Source organism: Actinoplanes cyaneus (assembly GCF_016862095.1).
Taxonomy (GTDB): domain Bacteria; phylum Actinomycetota; class Actinomycetes; order Mycobacteriales; family Micromonosporaceae; genus Actinoplanes; species Actinoplanes cyaneus.
The window spans coordinates 75494-92286 of the sequence record NZ_BOMH01000040.1 but is presented as its reverse complement, the minus strand read 5'-3'; the positions used below and the strand labels follow the sequence as shown (position 1 = coordinate 92286).

Below are 16793 nucleotides of genomic sequence, written 5' to 3'. Positions count from 1 at the left end.
GCATTTCACGGCTGGTACTCGGCCGCCACCACCTCGTGCAGCCTGCCGTCCTTGGTGGTGCCCTCGATCAGCGCCTGTGCGTGCCGGCCGTCGAGGGAGAGCGTCCCGATGGCGTTGCCGAAGTACGGCCCGGACAGTCGCTTCCACCGGACCAGCGGCTTGCTCGCCCCCGCGGACTTCGCGAGCCCGCGGACCGCCCGGGTGACCGGCGGCAGCCAGGCGACGCGCATCAGCGGCCGCAGCGGCAGCGGCACCTCGTTGTGGATCGGCGAGCAGGTGAGCTGCATCACCGGGGTGGCCATGGCGTGCCCGAACTCGGCCCTTGCCACGTACGAGTGGTGCACGTCCCCGGAGAGCACGCTGATCGACGCGGGAGCGGCATACGCGCCGCCGGCGCCGACCCGGTGCCCGGGCGCGCCCACGCCACCCTCGCCGAGGCGCCGGAACAGCTCGCCGAGCGCGTCGAACGACTTCCCGAACGCGGCCCAGTGCTCCAGGTCGAACGCGCGCCGCACCTTCTCCCCGAACGCGGCCCAGCGCCGCGAGCGGCGGGACTCGGACACCTTCTCGTTCCACGCCTCCAGGTGGTGGATGGCGGGCGGCATCAGCCACGGCAGGGACGACCCGACGACCAGGTGGTCGTAGTCGCCGTGGGCCTGGCTGATGAACCAGTCCCACTCGGCGGCCGGCAGCATCGCCCGGGCGCCCGGGGTGAGGACGCGGTTGCAGCGGTTGTCCAGCACCACCAGGCGGGTGCGGCCCAGATCCAGGGCGAAGCTCCACTGGTACGGCTGGTCGGTGTTCTCCGCCGAGCCGGGATCGTCCACGCCGAGCCCGAAGTCGTGCAGCAGGTCGGTGGCGTCCTCGGCGGCTGACACCTTCTGGTAGAGCGGGTCGGCGTCCAGCTCGTCCGGGCTCAGGTTGCCCAGGTGCTGGTAGACCCAGTACGAGGCGAGACCGGCCGAGATCCGCTCCCGCCACCAGGGCTCGCGGGCCATGTCGGCGCGCCAGGAGGCCGAGGTGTTCCAGTCGTCGATGATCTCGTGGTCGTCGAAGATCATGACGCTCGGCACGGTGGAGAACAGCCAGCGGACCTCGGGGTCCCGCCACGACTCCAGGTAGAGCTTCGTGTACTCCTCGAACGTGATCACCTGGTCGGCCGGGCCGTCGTGGCCGGCCGGGCGGTTGCGGCGCAGGAAGCGGCGCACCTTGTGTGAGGTCTCGTCGGCGTAGACCTGGTCACCGAGCAGCACCAGCAGGTCCGGCCGGTGATCCGGATCGGCCATCAGGCGGCGGGCGTACGCGTCCAGCGCGTCCGGCGGCAGCTGACGGCCGGTGGCCTGCGGGGTGGCCTGCCGGCACGAGCCGAAGAGCAGGCTGACCGGCTGGTCCGCGTCGTCGGCGGCCCGGGTGCGGATCACCGACGGCGGGTACGGCGAGCCGGCCACCGGCCACACCTCATGGTCCTCGAGCAGCACCCGGTACGAGTGCCAGGACCCCGGCGCCAGGCCGCTGACCACGATCAGGGCGTAGTGGTGCCCGTACGCGCAGAAGGTCGGAGCGGACCCGGACGCCCCGCCCTCGGCCTCGACCCGGACGGTGGTGGGCGCACTGGTCTCCACCCAGATGGTGGCGCGGTCGCCGGTGACCCGGCGTAGCAGTGGTCCGATGAGCAATTGCGCGGTCACTGAACGGCACCGGCCTTCCAAGCTGGTTCTCGGGGGTGCCCACATACTTCCCAATGAGTGCCAGGAATGGCCAGTACGTGGCCCACGCCACGGCCGGACGGCGCATCTGTCAGGATTTCGGCATGGAATACGTGGTCGCCGCAGTGATCCTGCTCGTCGTCCTGATCGTGGGCGCGGTCGGGCTCGTCGTGCCCCGGATGCGCCGCAAGGAGCTTCCGCCGACGCCGGTGCCCCAGGTGCCCGCCGTCGAGGAAGAGCTCCCGCCCCTGGTCGCCCCGGCCGAGGAACCGGTCGCCGAGGTCGAGGAGGAGGTGGCGCCCCCGGTCGTCGAGACCCCGGAGCCCACCGCCGGCCGCCTGGTCCGGCTGCGTGCCCGCCTGGCCCGCTCGCAGAGCGCGCTCGGTCGTGGCCTGCTCACCGTCCTCTCCCGGGACCACCTGGAGGAGGACGACTGGGAGGAGATCGAGGACAGCCTGATCACCGCCGACGTCGGGGTCGAAGCCACCCAGGTGATCGTCGAGCGGCTCAAGGAGCGCGTCCGGATCCTCGGCACGCGGACCGTGGCCGGGGTGCGCGAGCAGCTCGCCGAGGAGCTGGTGTCGGCGCTCGAGCCGGATCTCGACCGGAGCCTGCGGACGACGCCGCACGACGGCCGCCCGGCGGTCGTCATGGTCGTCGGCGTCAACGGCGCCGGCAAGACCACCACCTGCGGGAAGATCGGCCGGGTGCTGATCGCCGACGGCCGCACGGTGCTGTTCGGCGCGGCCGACACCTTCCGGGCCGCGGCCGCCGAGCAGCTGGCCACCTGGGGTGAGCGGGTCGGCGCCGAGACGGTCCGCGGCCCCGAGGGCGGCGACCCGGCGAGCGTGGCGTTCGACGCCGTCAAGCGCGGCATCGAGACCGGCATCGACACCGTCCTGGTCGACACCGCCGGCCGCCTGCAGAACAAGGTCGGCCTGATGGACGAGCTGGGCAAGGTCAAGCGGGTCGTGGAGAAGCACGGCCCGGTCGACGAGACGCTGCTCGTGCTGGACGCCACAACCGGACAGAACGGGCTGGAGCAGGCCCGCGTCTTCACCGAGGTGGTGGACGTCACGGGTGTGGTGCTCACCAAGCTCGACGGCACCGCGAAGGGGGGCATCGTCATCGCCGTACAGCGCAAACTGGGAATTCCGGTCAAGCTGGTGGGGCTCGGCGAGGGCCCCGACGACCTCGCCCCGTTCGAGCCGGCGGCGTTCGTCGAGGCTCTCCTCGGCGAGACCGCGTAGTCTCACAGGGACGTTACGCGGACGTATCAGGGAGGCTGTGGGTGACGCAGGAGCCGCTGCGCGAGATACCGCTGCACGGTGGCAACGTCAGCACGGTGTCCCGGATCGGCGACACGGTCCGGCGTAACGCCGGGCCGTGGACGCCCGCCGTCCACGCGTTGCTCAACCATCTGGAGCGGGTCGGGTTCACCGGCTCGCCCAGTGCGCTGGGCATGGACGAGAAGGGCCGCGAGGTGCTCACCTACCTCGACGGCGAGTGCGGCGAATATCCACTGGCCCCGCACTGGGTGACCGAGGAGGCGCTGGTCACGGTCGCGACCATGCTGCGGATGTTCCACGACGCGCAGTATGGGTTCGTGCCCCCGCCGGGCGCGGTCTGGCGCTCGTTCGGCCCGCCCCCGCCGGACACCGAGGTGATCTGTCACCACGACGCCGCCCCGCACAACGTGGTCTGGCGGCCCGACGGCACGCTGGCCCTGATCGACTTCGACCTGGCCTCGCCCGGCTCCCGGATCTACGACGTGGCGTACGCGGCGTGGACCTGGGTGCCGCTGTTCAGCGACCGCGACTCGTACACGCTGGGCTGGAAGCGGCCGAACCGGCCGCGCCGGCTGCGGCTCTTCGCCGACGCCTACGGGCTGATCCCGCGGGACCGGCATCGCCTGGTGCGCACCATAAGGAAACGGATCGTCGACCACGTCGAGGGCATCCGCCGGATGGCGGCCGCGGGCGACCCGGCTTTCGTCCGCATCGTGCACAAAGGCCATTTACGCCGGCCGATGCGTGATCTGCGGCTGCTGGATTACGAACGACACACTCTGGAGTACGCACTCCGCTGAATCTCCGCTGATCATGGCGTTGTGAGAGTTTCTTCACACGTCGGAAACAACCCGTGACGCGCCGGAAATCGCGCGTAGACCGTGCTCGAAACAGCCAGCCGACACAGTCTGCGTCGAACCGGCCGACACGGCGATGCTGCCCCCTCGGTCGCGTGTTGAGAGGACACCTAATCCGAGAGGAGGCAGCGTGGAGATCGATACCGGCAATACCGCCTGGTTGCTCCTGTCGTCTGCGCTCGTTTTGCTCATGACCCCCGGCTTGGCGCTCTTCTACGGTGGCCTCAACCGGTCCAAGGGCACCCTGAACATGATGATGATGAGCTTCTCCAGCATCGGGATCATCTCCGTGCTGTGGGCGCTCTACGGCTTCAGCCTCTCCTTCGGCGCCAGCGGCAACGCGAGCCTGAACAACATCATCGGCAACCTCACCCAGTACGGCGGCACCGACATCAGCTGGGCCGGTGACCTCTGGGGCACCACCAAGATCCCGGTGTACGTCTTCATGGCCTTCCAGATGATGTTCGCCATCATCACCGTCGCCCTGATCAGCGGCGCGCTCTCGGACCGTCTCAAGTTCGGCGGCTGGGTGCTCTTCGCCATCGGCTGGTTCACCGTGGTCTACGTCCCGGTCGCGCACTGGGTCTGGGGCGGTGGCTGGATCGGCGCCAAGCTGCACGCGCTCGACTTCGCCGGTGGCACCGCGGTCCACATCAACGCCGGCGCGGCCGCACTCGGGGTGATCCTGGTGCTCGGCAAGCGGGTCGGCTGGCCGCGGGAGAACATGCGCCCGCACAACGTCCCGTTCGTCGCCCTCGGCGCCGGCCTGCTCTGGTTCGGCTGGTTCGGTTTCAACGCCGGCTCCGAGCTGACCGTCGACAGCGTCACCGGGGTCGCGTTCGTCAACACTCAGCTCGCCACGGCCGCCGCCCTGGTCGGCTGGGTCGCCGTCGAGTGGATCCGGGACCGCAAGCCCACCCTGGTCGGCGCCTCCTCCGGCGCCGTCGCCGGCCTGGTCGCCATCACCCCGGCCTGTGGCTTCATCGCCCCGCTGCCGGCCGTGGTGCTCGGCCTGATCGCCGGTGTGGTGTGCGCCCTGGCCGTCGGCCTGAAGTACAAGCTGGGCTACGACGACTCGCTCGACGTGGTCGGCGTGCACTTCGTCGGTGGCTGGATCGGCTCGCTGTCCATCGGCTTCTTCGCCACCAACACCGCCAACAGCGCCATCACCGACGTGCTCGGCGGCAAGGACGGCCTCTTCTACGGCGGCGGCTTCACCCAGCTCGGCCGGCAGTTCGTCGGCAGCGCCGCGGTCACCGTCTACTCCCTGGTCATCGCGGCCGTCATCGCCCTGGTCCTGAAGTCGCTCAAGCTCCTGCGGGTCAGCGAGGAGGCGGAGATCGGCGGCATCGACATCACCGCCCACGGCGAGTCGGCCTACGACTTCACCCCGGCCGCGGGTTCCGGCGGCGGCAGCGCCTTCGCCCTGGCGGGCCTCGGCACGGCCAAGGCGGTGGACGCTGACGGCAAGGCGGACGCCAGCCAGAAGATCCCCGGTTAATCTCTCCCATGGCTGCTGAAGTGGAAGGACTGAGCATGAAGCTGGTGACCGCGGTCATCAAGCCGTACCAGCTCGACGCGGTGAAGGAGGCTCTGCACGCCCTGGGCGTCGCCGGGCTGACCGTGAGCGAGGTGCAGGGATACGGCCGGCAGAAGGGGCACACCGAGGTGTACCGGGGTGCCGAGTACACCATCGAGTTCCTCCCGAAGATCAAGGTCGAGGTGATCACGGACGAGCTCGACGTCGAGAAGATCGTCGACGCCGTGGTGAGCGCCTCGCGGACCGGCAAGATCGGTGACGGGAAGGTCTGGGTCACGACGGTCGACGACGTGATCCGGGTCCGGACCGGCGAGCGCGGCCTGGACGCGCTGTAAGCACATGGCGAACCCGTTGAGTGAGCCCCCGGCCCCGCCCGCTCGGCCGTCGGCCGGTGGCTCGCTCGACAAACTGCGGGACCACATCGGCGCCGCGGCACGCGACAAACGTGCCGCGGCGCTCGACGTCTGGCTGCGGGAGCTGTTCCCGAGCCACCTGCCCGGCGTCAGCCTGCTCGCCGTGGGCGGGCTGGGGCGGCGGGACTGCGCCCCCTACAGCGACCTGGACCTGGTGCTGCTGCACAGCGGCACGGCCGGGATCGACCGGATCGCCTCCGCGCTGTGGTACCCGATCTGGGACGCACGCCTCGGCCTCGACCACTCGGTGCGCACGCTGCCCGAGGCGCTCTCGGTCGCGCACGACGACGTGAAGGTCGCGCTCGGCCTGCTCGACGCGCGCCACGTCGCCGGCGACGAGACGCTCTCCGCCGAGCTCGTCGCGGCCTCCGGTGATCAGTGGCGGCGCACCGCCGTACGGCTGATGCCGCAGTTGAAAGAGCTCACGCAGACGCGCTGGGCCGCCCACGGGGAGCTGGCCTTCCTGCTCGAGGGCGACCTCAAGGAAGCGGCCGGGGGCCTGCGTGACGTGACCCTGCTGCGCGGCATCGGTCGCGCCGGGATCGCCGACACCATGCGCCCCGCGGTGCGCGCCGCCACGCTGCGGCTGCTGGACACCCGGGACGCCCTGCACCTCGCCGTCGGCCGCCGGGTCGACCGTCTGGTCGCCCAGGAACGCGCCGCGGTCGCCGGCCTGCTCGAGATCGAGGACCCGGACGCGCTGCTCAGGAGGGTCTCCGGCGACGCGCGTACGGTCGCGCACGCCGTCGACGACGCCTGGCGAACCGTCGACCGCCTGCGCGGCAACCGCCGCCGCCCGGTCGGCGTGCCACCCGCCCCGGCCCGCCGGCCGATCGCCCGCGACGTCGTCGAGCAGGACGGCGAGCTGGTCCTGGCCCGCACCGCGATCGGCCCGGTCGCCGACCCCAGCCTCTCCCTGCGTGTGGCCGCCGCGGCCGCCGCCGTGCAGCTCCCGATCGCCCGGGCCACCTGCGAGTGGCTGGCGGCGTTCTGCCCGCCGCTGCCGCATCCGTGGCCGGCGAGCGCCCGCGCCGCGCTGGTCTCGCTGCTCGGCGCCGGGCCCGGCCTGCTGCCGGCCTGGGAGACCTGCGACCGGTACGGCCTGATCGACGCCTGGCTGCCGGAATGGGCCCGGATGCGCAGCCTGCCGCAGCACCACCCGATCCACCGGTTCACGCTCGACCGACACCTGGTGCAGGCCGCCTACGAGGCCACCCGGTACGCCCGCGAGGTGGACCGGCCCGACCTGCTCCTGATCGGCGCGTTCCTGCACGACGTCGGCAAGGGCCTGCCCGGGGACCACAGGCTCGTCGGCGCCCCGATCGCCGCCGACATCGCCGCCCGCATCGGCCTGCCGCCCGCTGACGTGGCGACGGTCGAGAAGATGGTCCGGCTGCACCTGCTGCTGCCCGACGTGGCGACCCGCCGCGACCTGGACGACCCGAAGACGATCTCCACTGTCGCCGAGGCGGTCGGCGACCCGGCCACCCTCGACCTGCTGCACGCCCTGGCCCGCGCCGACTCGCAGGCCACCGGGCCGGCCGCCTGGTCGGACTGGAAGGGCCGGCTGATGGCCGAGCTGGTCCGGCGGGTGCGTACGGCGCTGGACACCGGCGCGCTGCCGGAGCCCCCCGAGCCCGACCCCGAGCTGCTCAGCGGCGAGCTGCCGGTGGTGCAGCTGGACGGCGACCAGATGTCGGTGGCCGCGGCCGACCGGCGCGGGCTGCTCGCCGGCGTGGCCGCCTGCCTGGCCATGCACCGGCTCGACGTGGTCGCGGCGAACACCACGACGGTGGACGGCCGGGCGATCGTGGAGTTCTACACGTCTCCGCGGTACGGGACGCCGTACGACCCGGTCGCGCTCACCGCCGACCTGCGCCGGGTGGCGGCCGGGGACGTGTCGGTCACCCAGCGGGTGCGGGCCCGTGCCATGAGCGCCCGCGGCGGCACGGCCGAGCCCAAGGTCATCTGGCAGCGGGCGGCGGCGACCGACGCGGTGGTGCTCGAGCTGCGCGCCGCGGACTCCCCGGGGCTGCTCTACCGGGTGACGGCGGCGCTCGACGAGGCCGGGGCGGAGATCCGGGCGGCCCGCATCTCGACCCTCGGCGGGGACGTCGTCGACGCGTTCTACCTGGTCGGGGCGTGGGCCTCGGCGGATGAGCGGGACCGGGTCGAGCGGGCGGTGCTCGCGGCGGTGTAACCCGAGCCCGTCCCGGGCGTTGGACCACCCGATGTACGGGGTGGAGAACGTCGCGGCGGCGGTCCGGAACCGGGCCGTGAGCCTGCGCGACGAGTGGGCGCGGGCGGCGCTCGGCGGTGCGGGAGGCCTGGGCGAACTGCTCGCCAGGGCCCGCCCGGGGCAGCCGATCGGCGAGATCAGGGTTGAACCGCTGGCGGCGCTGGCCCAGCTGATCGCTCTGCAGGATCTGTCACCGGACGACCGGGCCGACGCGCTGGCGCTCTTCGAACTGCTCGGCGCGCGAGCGATGCCCGCGCCGCAGCGAGCGGTGTACGCGCAACTGACCGGCTCGCCGTGGCACCGCGTGGACCGGCGGGTGCGGTGGGAGCTCCTCACCGACCTGGCCAACCCGTTCCGCCATCGGCGCCGGTCGCACGCGCTCTGGCTGCGACTCTTCCGGGCCGGGCTGCCGTCGCCCGCGGTCAGGCTCGACGGCCGGACCGGGCGGGCGCCCTTCGACAGGTTGTGCACGGCCCGGGTGTCGCCGGTGGACCGTCCGGAACTGATCAGTGTGGTGGTGACCGCGTACCGGCCTGGCGCCGGGCTGCTCACCGCGGTCCGGTCGATCCTCGCGCAGTCGTGGCGCCACCTGGAGGTGCTGATCGTCGACGACGGGTCGCCGCCGGAGTTCGACGCGATCCTGGAACGGGCCGCGGCGCTCGACCCGCGGGTGCGGATGCTGCGGCAGGTGCGCAACGCCGGGACGTACGCCGCCCGCAACGCCGGCCTCGACGCCGCGCGCGGCCAGTTCGCCACCTTCCAGGACTCGGACGACTGGTCCCACCCGCGCCGGCTGGAACTGCAGGTCACGCCCCTGCTGAGAGACCCGGGCCTGGTGGCCACGACCTCCTGCGGGCGCCGGGTCACCGACGATCTCACGCTCACCCGGCTCGGCCTGCGCGGTGGCGGGCTCAACCCGTCCGCGCTGCTGCTGCGCCGCGACCCGGTGCTGAGGACGGCCGGCTACCTCGACGTCGTGCGCAAGGGCGGGGACTCCGAGTACATCGACCGGATCATCGCGGCGTTCGGTGCGCGCGCCGTCCAGCACCTGCCGCAGCACCTCGCGCTGATCCGGCTCTCCGGCGGGTCGCTGTCGCGTGCCGAGATCCGGCCGTACTGGATCCACCCGGCCCGTGCGCTCTACCGCTCCGGATACCTCGCCTGGCACCGCCGGATCGCCTCCGGCCAGGCGGCCGCCTTCCGGCCGCGAGACGGATCAGGTCGCCCCTTCCCGGCCCCGGCGCATCTCCTGCGGTCCGCTTGTGATCATCTTCCGGCCGAGGCGTACGACGTGATCGTCGCCGCCGACTGGCGCGCACCGGGGGAGACCCAGCGATCCGCGCTCGCCGAGATCGAAGCGCTGCTCCGCCACGGGCTGCGGGTGGCGATCCTGCACCTGGAGGACTGGCGCCGGCCGTCGCGGAAGCGGCTCCCGGTGCACCACACCGTCCAGGACCGGGTGAACGCGGGGCGGATCGGGCAGGTCGCGCTGACCGATCCGGTTCAGTGCGGCGTGCTCCTGGTCAGGCAGGCCGAGGTGGTGCGCCATCCGCCCGCCGAACAGGTGGGCATCGTCCCGCGGACCGTCCTGGTCCTGCTCGACGAGGCCGTGCGCGAGGGGCTGGACGCGGGACTGTTCGGGGTCACGCCGCTGTGGTGCCCGCAGACCCCGGCCGTCCGGGCGGCCGTCGACAGTGTGCCGCTGACCGATTTCGACCTGCCTACCGTCACTGTCGACCCGGTGATGGCGCCACGGCGTTCCGCGCTCACGGGAGTCCCGGTCGTCGGCGCCGAGATCACCGACAGCCGGCAACTGCGTCCGCTGCCCGGGTCCGACCTGCGGCTGCGCGTCGCCGATGGGGTCCGGCTGCCCCGGCAACCAGCGGATCGGCTCGTCTACCGGGCGTCCGAGGTGGACGCGCTGGAGTTCCTCGGGCAACTCGACTTCTACCTGGACCTGTCCTTGTCGCCACGGTCGGTCCTGGACGCCACGGCGATGGGGTGCGTCGTCGTGGCCCCGGATCTCGAGGAGATCCGGCGGTTGCAGGCGGATCCGGAGTCGGCGGCAGCCCGGCGGGCGTCACTCCTCGCCGCGCACAACCCGGCGAAGTTCGCGAATCGGATAGCGGCGCTCGCACGTAACGGCCGGTGAGCTCCGACGTTAGGGGAGTGTGGTCGCCCCCTGCGACCGCGACCCGGCACGGAGGTGACAGTCAATGGTTCTTCGGAAACTCGCCGGGCGGCTGCGTCAGCTCGGCCCGCTGACGACGGGCGCCGTCGTGGCCACCGCGGTGCTCGTCGCCGGCACCGTCCTGGCCGCCGCGCTCGGCTCCACCCGGATCGCCGTCTGCCTGCTCGCCCTGCTGCTCGCGCTCGCCGTCGCCGGGGTGCTGCGGGTCAACCTGCGGCTGCTCGGCCTGCGCGCCGACCGGCGCGAGATCCGTGACCTGCGCGTCGTGCTCGACCAGACCCAGCGCCGGGTCGTCGCCGCCGTCGAACGGCAACGCCTCGACACCGAGGACCGGCACCGCGAACTGACCGACGCCGTCGCCCGGGTCCAGCGGATCGCCGATCGGGGCCTGCGTGACCTGCGATTCACCGTGCCGCGTGAGGTGGAGGCGACCGTCCAGCTGTTCCAGGGGCTCACGCCGCGGGCGCCGATGCCGTCGTCCGGCGACTACGCGCTGAACCCGACGGACCTGCTCGAGCTGGTCTTCCTGGTCCGGACCGGGAAGCCACGGCTCGTGCTGGAACTGGGCAGCGGGACGTCGACGATCTGGCTCGCCTACGTCCTCGAACAGCACGGCGGGCGGCTGATCTCGCTCGACCACGACCCGGACTACGCCAACCGGACCAGGGCGGCGCTCCACGCGCACGGGCTGACCGGGGTCGCCGAGGTGCGCGACGCGCCACTCGCACCGGTCGACCTCGACGGCCGGACCTACTCCTGGTACGACCCGGCCGTGCTGGAAGACCTCGACGACATCGACTTCCTGCTGATCGACGGGCCACCGGCGGCCGTGGGGCCGGACAGCCGATACCCCGCCCTGCCGGTCACCGGGCCGCGCCTCGCCGACCGCGCCACGATCGTCGTCGACGACGCCGGGCGCAAGGACGAGCAGGCCGCCCTGCAGCGCTGGCTGTCCGACGTCGACGGACTCTCCCGCGGGGACGAACTGCTCGGCCGGCACGCCGTCCTACTGCTGAACCGCGCCGCGGCCGGCGAGCTTGCCTCGCTCAGCGGTGAGACGCGGGGCTGATTCACGGAACGGCGAGCGCCCCTGCCGCAGGGGGATCGGCAGGGGCGCTCTGGCATTGGGGGTCAGTAACCGAAGTCCTGGGTGTAGTACGGGGCGCCGCCCTTGCTGTAGACCGCGCCGACGCCGACCGTCTTCGACTTGCAGTTCAGGATGTTCGCGCGGTGGCCCGGGCTCTTCATCCACGCGGTGACGACGTCCTTGCCGGAGCGGTAGCCCCACGCGATGTTCTCCGCCGACGGCTTCGTGTAGCCGGCCGCCTTCTCCCGGGCGACGAAGTTCGAACCGCCCTTGCCGGTGTGGCTGAACGCGCCGGTCTGCGCCATGTGCGCACTGTGCCCGCGAGCCGCCGTGACCAGCCGCGAGTCGACCTTCAGGGCGCCGCAGCCGTGCGCCGCGCGCTGCACGTTGGTCAGCCGCACGATGTCGGCCTGCAGCGTCGACTCGGACACCGGCGCGGCCTCGGCGGGCGTCGCGAACAGCGTCGCCCCGAGAGCGGCGGCGGGGGCGAGAGCGGCGACCAGGGCGAGGCGACGGAACAGCGAGCGCAAGGAGGACCCTTTCGGAGTTCGGCGCCTGGCGTACTGCCAGGTTCACCGTTCCCTTCGGCGCGAGCCCGCTCCGGGTTGATTGTCGGACGGTTGTCCATACGTCGCGGCTCGGTTGCCGGAACTTCGAGATCTTCAGGTCCTGCGTCCGCTGTGGTCCGGATCGTCGCTCCCGCGGGGACCCTTGCGGGCTTCGCAGGGCCGTGGCCGGCCCACAACGCGAAACCCTCCAGGGCGACGTCCGTGGCTGGTCGCGGTCAGAGCAGCACACCCATCGACGCCCTCGAGCCGGCCGCACAGTGCCGCCGCCCGGAGTCCGCGACGCCGCTGGTGGTCCCGGCAGCGACGCGCTCCCTCTTTCGGCTGGTTCTCATGGGCGTTATTCGTGCCTCATAACGCCCATGAGAACCAGCCGGGACCGTGACCGCCGCGCATGCCCGGCCCCGCGCGAACCTCGCGCGGACTCAGCGCTCATCAGGTCACGGGTGGGGGCGGGCTGGGCGGGGGTGGGGGATCGGGGCTGGGTGGGGCAGCAGGTCGAGGACGGCCCGGGCGTATTCGGCGTGCGGGTGCCGGCGGGCGAAGTCGCGGCCCCGGGCGCTCTGTGACGACCAGCGGGCCGGGGCGCGGTGCAGGCGGCGAACCGTCCGGTGCAGGTCGGCGGCGGTGCAGTAGACGGCGGCGGGGCCGAACTCCGGCGCGCGTTCCGGGGGCAGCAGCAGGACACAGCCGGCGGCCAGCGCGGGGAGCAGGTCGCCGGCCGGGTCGTCGAGACCCACGTAGAAGTCGAGCTGGTGCAGGAACGAGCGCGCTGACACGTCCGTCTCCTGGTAGACCAGCCAGTTCAGCGGGGGACGCCGCGGCGTGACCGCGGTGCGGTCCAGGAGGCGTACGTCGAAGTCGGCCGAGTTCTTCAGGACACCGAGCAGGTCGCCCGGGACCTCGGTGGTGAACCGGCCGAGGATCGGGCGGTCGGCGGACGGCCCGGTGCGCAGTGTCCGCCACTTGCGGGCATCGGCGGTCCGCGGCAGTGGGACGACCACCGGCACGGTCCCGAAGAGGCGGTCGGTGGCCCATGGCGCCTCCTCCTCGATCACCACCCGGTCGGCGCGGATGCCGCTGGGCAGGCTCGGGGCGAACGCGAGCGGTTCCGGGCCGCGGACGACGAGCAGTCTCGCGTGCACCTGATCGGTCAGCACGACCTGCTCGACCGCGCCGGTGTTGATCAGGTGCTGGACGTCCGGGTCGAGGTTGCGTGCCGCGTTGCCGAGCGCCGGGAGGTGCAGCACGGCGAAGTGCGACCCGAGCAGAGCGTGAACCGGCCCGGCGCTCTCCGCGACGGTGAGGTCACCCGCCACGATCAGGTCGTAGGAGGACGGGGCGCAGGAGTCCGTGAGGCAGCGCGGCGCGGCGAAGACCCGCTGCGACGGCGTACGCGGCCGATGGGCGCTCTCCCGTCCGGCGGCGACCCGGGCGTGCCACGCCTGGAACGCGGACAGGTACGCCTGCCGGGCCGGGTGCATCCACCCCGCCGCCAGGTCGGCGCTCGACAGCGACCCGCCGGAGAGCCGGATCAGCGCGAGGGTCTCCCCGGCGAGGTGCTGCACGGCGGGCCGCCCGAAGACCGCCCGGGCGCGCTCGACGTATTCCGCGTCCGCTCCCTTGCGGACGGTGTCGAGGTACCCGAGCTTCGCCAGGGCCACCTCCCGCCGCAGCATGAGCGAGGACAGGTTGTACGTGCGGTGCCACGGATACCCGGGCCGGGTCACCACGAGGTCACCGGTCACCCGCATCCCGGCCGAGGTCGTCGCGAACAGCGCCGGGTCGGCGAGCAGCGGCCGCACCTGACGTTCCAGCCGCAGCGGGTGCGACCAGTCGTCGGAGTCCTGGAAGGTCACGAACTCGCCGGTCGCCGCGTCGAGGGCGGCGTTGCGGGCCACGTACGTCCCGCCGTTGACCGGCAGCCGCAGCACCCGGATCCGCGGGTCGAGCCCGGACACCTCGTCGAGCACGGCCGAGTCCCCGGAGCCGTCGTCGACGATCAGGATCTCCTGCGCGGTCCAGCTCTGCGCGATCAGCGACCGGATCGTCACGGGCAGAGCCGGACCTGGCCGGTACGTCGTGACGACCGTCGTCACCAGTGGCCCGTCCACCGGCTCCACCGTCCCGGGCACGATCCGCTCGAACCGCGGTCCCGTCCCGTCGGCGATCGTGATCCCGGGCCCCGGCAGCAGCTCGTTGAAGCGGGCCGGCCACAGCGACGGCTCGGCCAGGTCCACGCCGAGCGCCTCCCGCACCTGCCGGGGGATCCGCGGGTAGCGGTCGAGCAGCTCGGCGGCCCGCCCTGCGGGGAAGGCGAGCTGGGCGTGCAGCCCCTGGTGCTCCGGCGCGATCGCGTCCGGCCCGTGGGTGCGCAACAGATCGTCGAGCAGGGCGAGCCCGGTGGCCCGGTCCTCCGGCTCCAGGTCCTGGCACGCGATCACCCGGGCCAGCTCGCCGACCGCCCACGGGTCGTCACCGGCGTGCTCCAGCAGCACCCGCGCGTCAGCGGACCGGGCCCGCAGCGCGGCGTTCGCCGGCCCGTCCGGCCCCGAGCGGCGCAGGGCGCGCAGCTGCCTGTCGAGCAGGGCGGATCCGTACGTGCCGGGGGCGTGTCGGGTGCGCATGGTCTGCCCAACGCCCCGCCCCGGCCGGGCGTGACGTGATCACCGCGCGGGTCGTTGCACCACGAGGGTAAACCTGAGGAACGGGAGTGCACGATCATGACCGCGACCGTCCATGACGTGGCGATCCTCTCGGACTTCCGCTATCCGGGTGGCAACTCGGCGGCGATCGCGGCGGAGGTGCGCGCCCAGGCCGAGGCGGGCCTGCGCACGGTCCTGGTGCACGTGCCGTCGCCGCACAACCGGGACGGCCTGCCGTTCAGCCCGCGGATCGCCGACCTGCTCCGCGACGGGCTGGCCGAGCTGGCCAGGCCGGACGCCACGACGCACGCCCGCCTGCTGGTGATCCGCCAGCCGCGGATCTTCACGGCGGATCTGGCCGAGGTGCCCCGGGTCCGTGCCGACCGCACCGTGATGGTGGTCAACCAGGCGCCCGGGGACGCGGCCGACCCGCGGCGCTACTACGACTTCGCCGAGGTGCGGGACCGGGTCGAGCTGTACTTCGGGCCGGACGTCGAGTGGGCGCCGATCAGTCCCGCGATCCGCGCGCAGCTGCCCGGTCTGGGCGCCGCCGACTGGCACGAGACCATCGACGTGTCCGAATGGACGCCCGGGAACCGCCCGCGCGGCGAGCTGCCGGTGATCGGCCGGCACGGGCGGGCCGACCCGGTGAAGTGGCCACGCACCGCCGACGAGTTGCTGCTGGCCTACCCGGACCGGCCCGACCTGCGGGTCCGGGTGCTGGGCGGCGGCGAGATCGCCACCCGCCTGCTGGGGCGGCGCCCGGCGAACTGGGAGGTGCTCCCGTTCGGCGCTCAGACGCCGCTGGACTTCCTGCACGGCATCGACTTCTTCGTCTACTTCCACGACCCGGACCTGGTCGAGGCGTTCGGCCGGACGATCCTGGAGGCCATGGCGGCCGGGGTGCCGGCGATCATCGGTGAGCACTTCCGGCCGGTCTTCGGCGACGCCGCGCTCTACTCCACCCCGGCCGGCGTGGAACCGCTGGTCCGCGGCTTGTGGGCGGATCACGAACGGTACCGGGAGGTGGCCGCCCGGGCGCGCGAGTTCGTGGCGGCCCGCTACGGTCCGGCCTCGCATCTGGCCCGGCTCGCCGAGCGGGGCGCCGGCGCGCGCCCGGCCGCGCACCGCGCCCCCGGCCCGGCCCGGCACGGTGACCCGGCGCCGCGGGTCCGGCCGGTGCTGATGCTCAGCGACAACGGCGCCGGCCTGGGGCACCTGTCCCGGCTGATGGCGATCGGACGCCGGCTGCCGCAGGCGCATCCCGCGGTGATCGCCACCCAGTCGTACGGCGCCTCGGTCGCCCATCGCGAGGGTTTCCTCACCGAGTACCTGCCGTCGCGGGCCGTGCTCGGGACGGCGAGACAGCGCTGGTCCGCCTTCCTGCAGTCGCGCCTGGAGCACCTGGTCGACCTGCACCGCCCGGCCGTCGTGGCGGTCGACAGCGTCCCGCACGACGGCATCGTGGCCGCCGCCGTGGCCCGCCCGGACGTCACCTGGGTCTGGGTGCGCCGGCCGATGTGGCGGCGCGGCACCGGTGCCGAGTGGATCGCCAGGGGCCCGGCCTTCGACGGCATCCTGGAGCCCGGCGAGTTCGCGGCCGAGGCCGATCAGGGCCCGACCGTGGCGGACCGGGCCGGGGTGCACACGGTCGAGCCGATCATGCTGCTGGACCGCGACGACCTGGTCGAGCCGGCGCAAGCCCGGGCCGCGCTCGGCCTGGCGCAGGACCGCCCGGCCGCGTTGCTGCAGCTCGGGGCGGGCAACATCAACGACATCGCGTCACCGGTCGGCCGGATCGCGGCACGCCTGCGCGAGGCCGGGTTCCAGGTGCTGCTCGCCGAGTCGATGATCGCGACCGAGCCGTTCCCGCCGGTGCCCGGGACCGAGGTGGTCAAGGTGTACCCGATCAGCCGGTATCTGCACGGGCTGGACCTGGTGGTCAGCGCGTCCGGCTACAACTCCTTCCATGAGCTGCTCGCCTTCGGGGTGCCGGCGGTCTTCGTGCCGAACCGGGAGACCCTGCTCGACGACCAGCTCGGCCGGGCCCGGTTCGCGGCGGCGGCCGGCGCGGCGCTCTGTGTCGAGGATCCGGAGAGCGACGAGCTGGAACGGGTGCTGAGCGAGGCGGTCCGGCCGCGGGTGCGGGAACAACTGGCCCGGCGCTGCGCCGAGCTCGGGTTCGGCAACGGCGCGGAGGCCGCGGCGCGCTGGCTGGCGGGGCTGGCCGCGGAGAACGTACGAAGCGGAGCGTGACTAC

Annotated in this window: 11 protein-coding genes; 8 read left to right on the top strand and 3 right to left on the bottom strand. The window is 73.0% G+C overall.

From position 1 onward, the window contains the following. Positions 1-5: 5 nt before the first annotated feature. A complete protein-coding gene (locus Acy02nite_RS27105) occupies positions 6-1688 on the bottom strand; it encodes an alkaline phosphatase D family protein (RefSeq protein ID WP_203745486.1) in 1683 nt (560 codons plus the stop codon). 122 nt (positions 1689-1810) lie between these two features. Between Acy02nite_RS27105 and ftsY the strand changes: the two genes are divergently transcribed. From ftsY to Acy02nite_RS27070, 7 genes are all read left to right on the top strand, one after another. Beyond that, positions 1811-2956 carry a signal recognition particle-docking protein FtsY gene (ftsY, locus tag Acy02nite_RS27100; RefSeq protein WP_203745484.1) on the top strand — a complete coding sequence of 382 codons (1146 nt, stop codon included), beginning with the start codon at positions 1811-1813 and terminating at the stop codon, positions 2954-2956. A 41-nt stretch (positions 2957-2997) separates the two neighbouring features. Next, positions 2998-3795 carry an aminoglycoside phosphotransferase family protein gene (locus Acy02nite_RS27095; protein WP_122980938.1) on the top strand — a complete coding sequence of 266 codons (798 nt, stop codon included), beginning with the start codon at positions 2998-3000 and terminating at the stop codon, positions 3793-3795. 133 nt (positions 3796-3928) lie between these two features. Beyond that, entirely contained in the window at positions 3929-5353 is a 1425-nt protein-coding gene (locus Acy02nite_RS27090) for an ammonium transporter (RefSeq protein WP_275407302.1), read from the top strand. A gap of 35 nt (positions 5354-5388) precedes the next feature. After that, positions 5389-5727 carry a P-II family nitrogen regulator gene (locus Acy02nite_RS27085; RefSeq protein ID WP_203745482.1) on the top strand — a complete coding sequence of 113 codons (339 nt, stop codon included), beginning with the start codon at positions 5389-5391 and terminating at the stop codon, positions 5725-5727. A 4-nt stretch (positions 5728-5731) separates the two neighbouring features. Next, complete coding sequence (locus Acy02nite_RS27080) at positions 5732-8005, top strand: [protein-PII] uridylyltransferase (protein WP_203745480.1); 2274 nt, start codon at positions 5732-5734, stop codon at positions 8003-8005. Positions 8006-8036: 31 nt separating this feature from the next. Continuing rightward, positions 8037-10196 carry a glycosyltransferase family 2 protein gene (locus Acy02nite_RS27075; protein ID WP_203745475.1) on the top strand — a complete coding sequence of 720 codons (2160 nt, stop codon included), beginning with the start codon at positions 8037-8039 and terminating at the stop codon, positions 10194-10196. 64 nt (positions 10197-10260) lie between these two features. Beyond that, on the top strand, positions 10261-11304 hold the full coding sequence (locus Acy02nite_RS27070; RefSeq protein WP_203745473.1) for an O-methyltransferase: 1044 nt from the start codon (positions 10261-10263) through the stop codon (positions 11302-11304). Between the two features lie 62 nt (positions 11305-11366). Here Acy02nite_RS27070 and Acy02nite_RS27065 read toward each other — a convergent pair whose 3' ends face one another. Together Acy02nite_RS27065 and Acy02nite_RS27060 are read right to left on the bottom strand one after the other, a co-directional pair. After that, a complete protein-coding gene (locus tag Acy02nite_RS27065) occupies positions 11367-11852 on the bottom strand; it encodes a CAP domain-containing protein (protein ID WP_203745471.1) in 486 nt (161 codons plus the stop codon). A gap of 476 nt (positions 11853-12328) precedes the next feature. Further along, entirely contained in the window at positions 12329-14515 is a 2187-nt protein-coding gene (locus tag Acy02nite_RS27060) for a glycosyltransferase (protein ID WP_203745469.1), read from the bottom strand. 96 nt (positions 14516-14611) lie between these two features. Here Acy02nite_RS27060 and Acy02nite_RS27055 point away from each other — a divergent pair, with 96 nt between their 5' ends. Then, positions 14612-16789, top strand: coding sequence for a glycosyltransferase (locus Acy02nite_RS27055; protein WP_203745467.1), 2178 nt, complete (start codon positions 14612-14614; stop codon positions 16787-16789). Positions 16790-16793 lie beyond the last annotated feature (4 nt).

Excerpts from the sequence above, each read along its gene's own strand:
- ftsY (WP_203745484.1), top strand. The coding sequence starts at position 1,811 with ATGGAATACGTGGTCGCCGCAGTGATCCTGCTCGTCGTCCTGATCGTG.
- Acy02nite_RS27090 (WP_275407302.1), top strand. The coding sequence starts at position 3,929 with ATGCTGCCCCCTCGGTCGCGTGTTGAGAGGACACCTAATCCGAGAGGA.
- Acy02nite_RS27085 (WP_203745482.1), top strand. The coding sequence starts at position 5,389 with ATGAAGCTGGTGACCGCGGTCATCAAGCCGTACCAGCTCGACGCGGTG.
- Acy02nite_RS27080 (WP_203745480.1), top strand. The coding sequence starts at position 5,732 with ATGGCGAACCCGTTGAGTGAGCCCCCGGCCCCGCCCGCTCGGCCGTCG.
- Acy02nite_RS27075 (WP_203745475.1), top strand. The coding sequence starts at position 8,037 with ATGTACGGGGTGGAGAACGTCGCGGCGGCGGTCCGGAACCGGGCCGTG.
- Acy02nite_RS27070 (WP_203745473.1), top strand. The coding sequence starts at position 10,261 with ATGGTTCTTCGGAAACTCGCCGGGCGGCTGCGTCAGCTCGGCCCGCTG.
- Acy02nite_RS27060 (WP_203745469.1), bottom strand. The coding sequence starts at position 14,515 with ATGCGCACCCGACACGCCCCCGGCACGTACGGATCCGCCCTGCTCGAC.
- Acy02nite_RS27055 (WP_203745467.1), top strand. The coding sequence starts at position 14,612 with ATGACCGCGACCGTCCATGACGTGGCGATCCTCTCGGACTTCCGCTAT.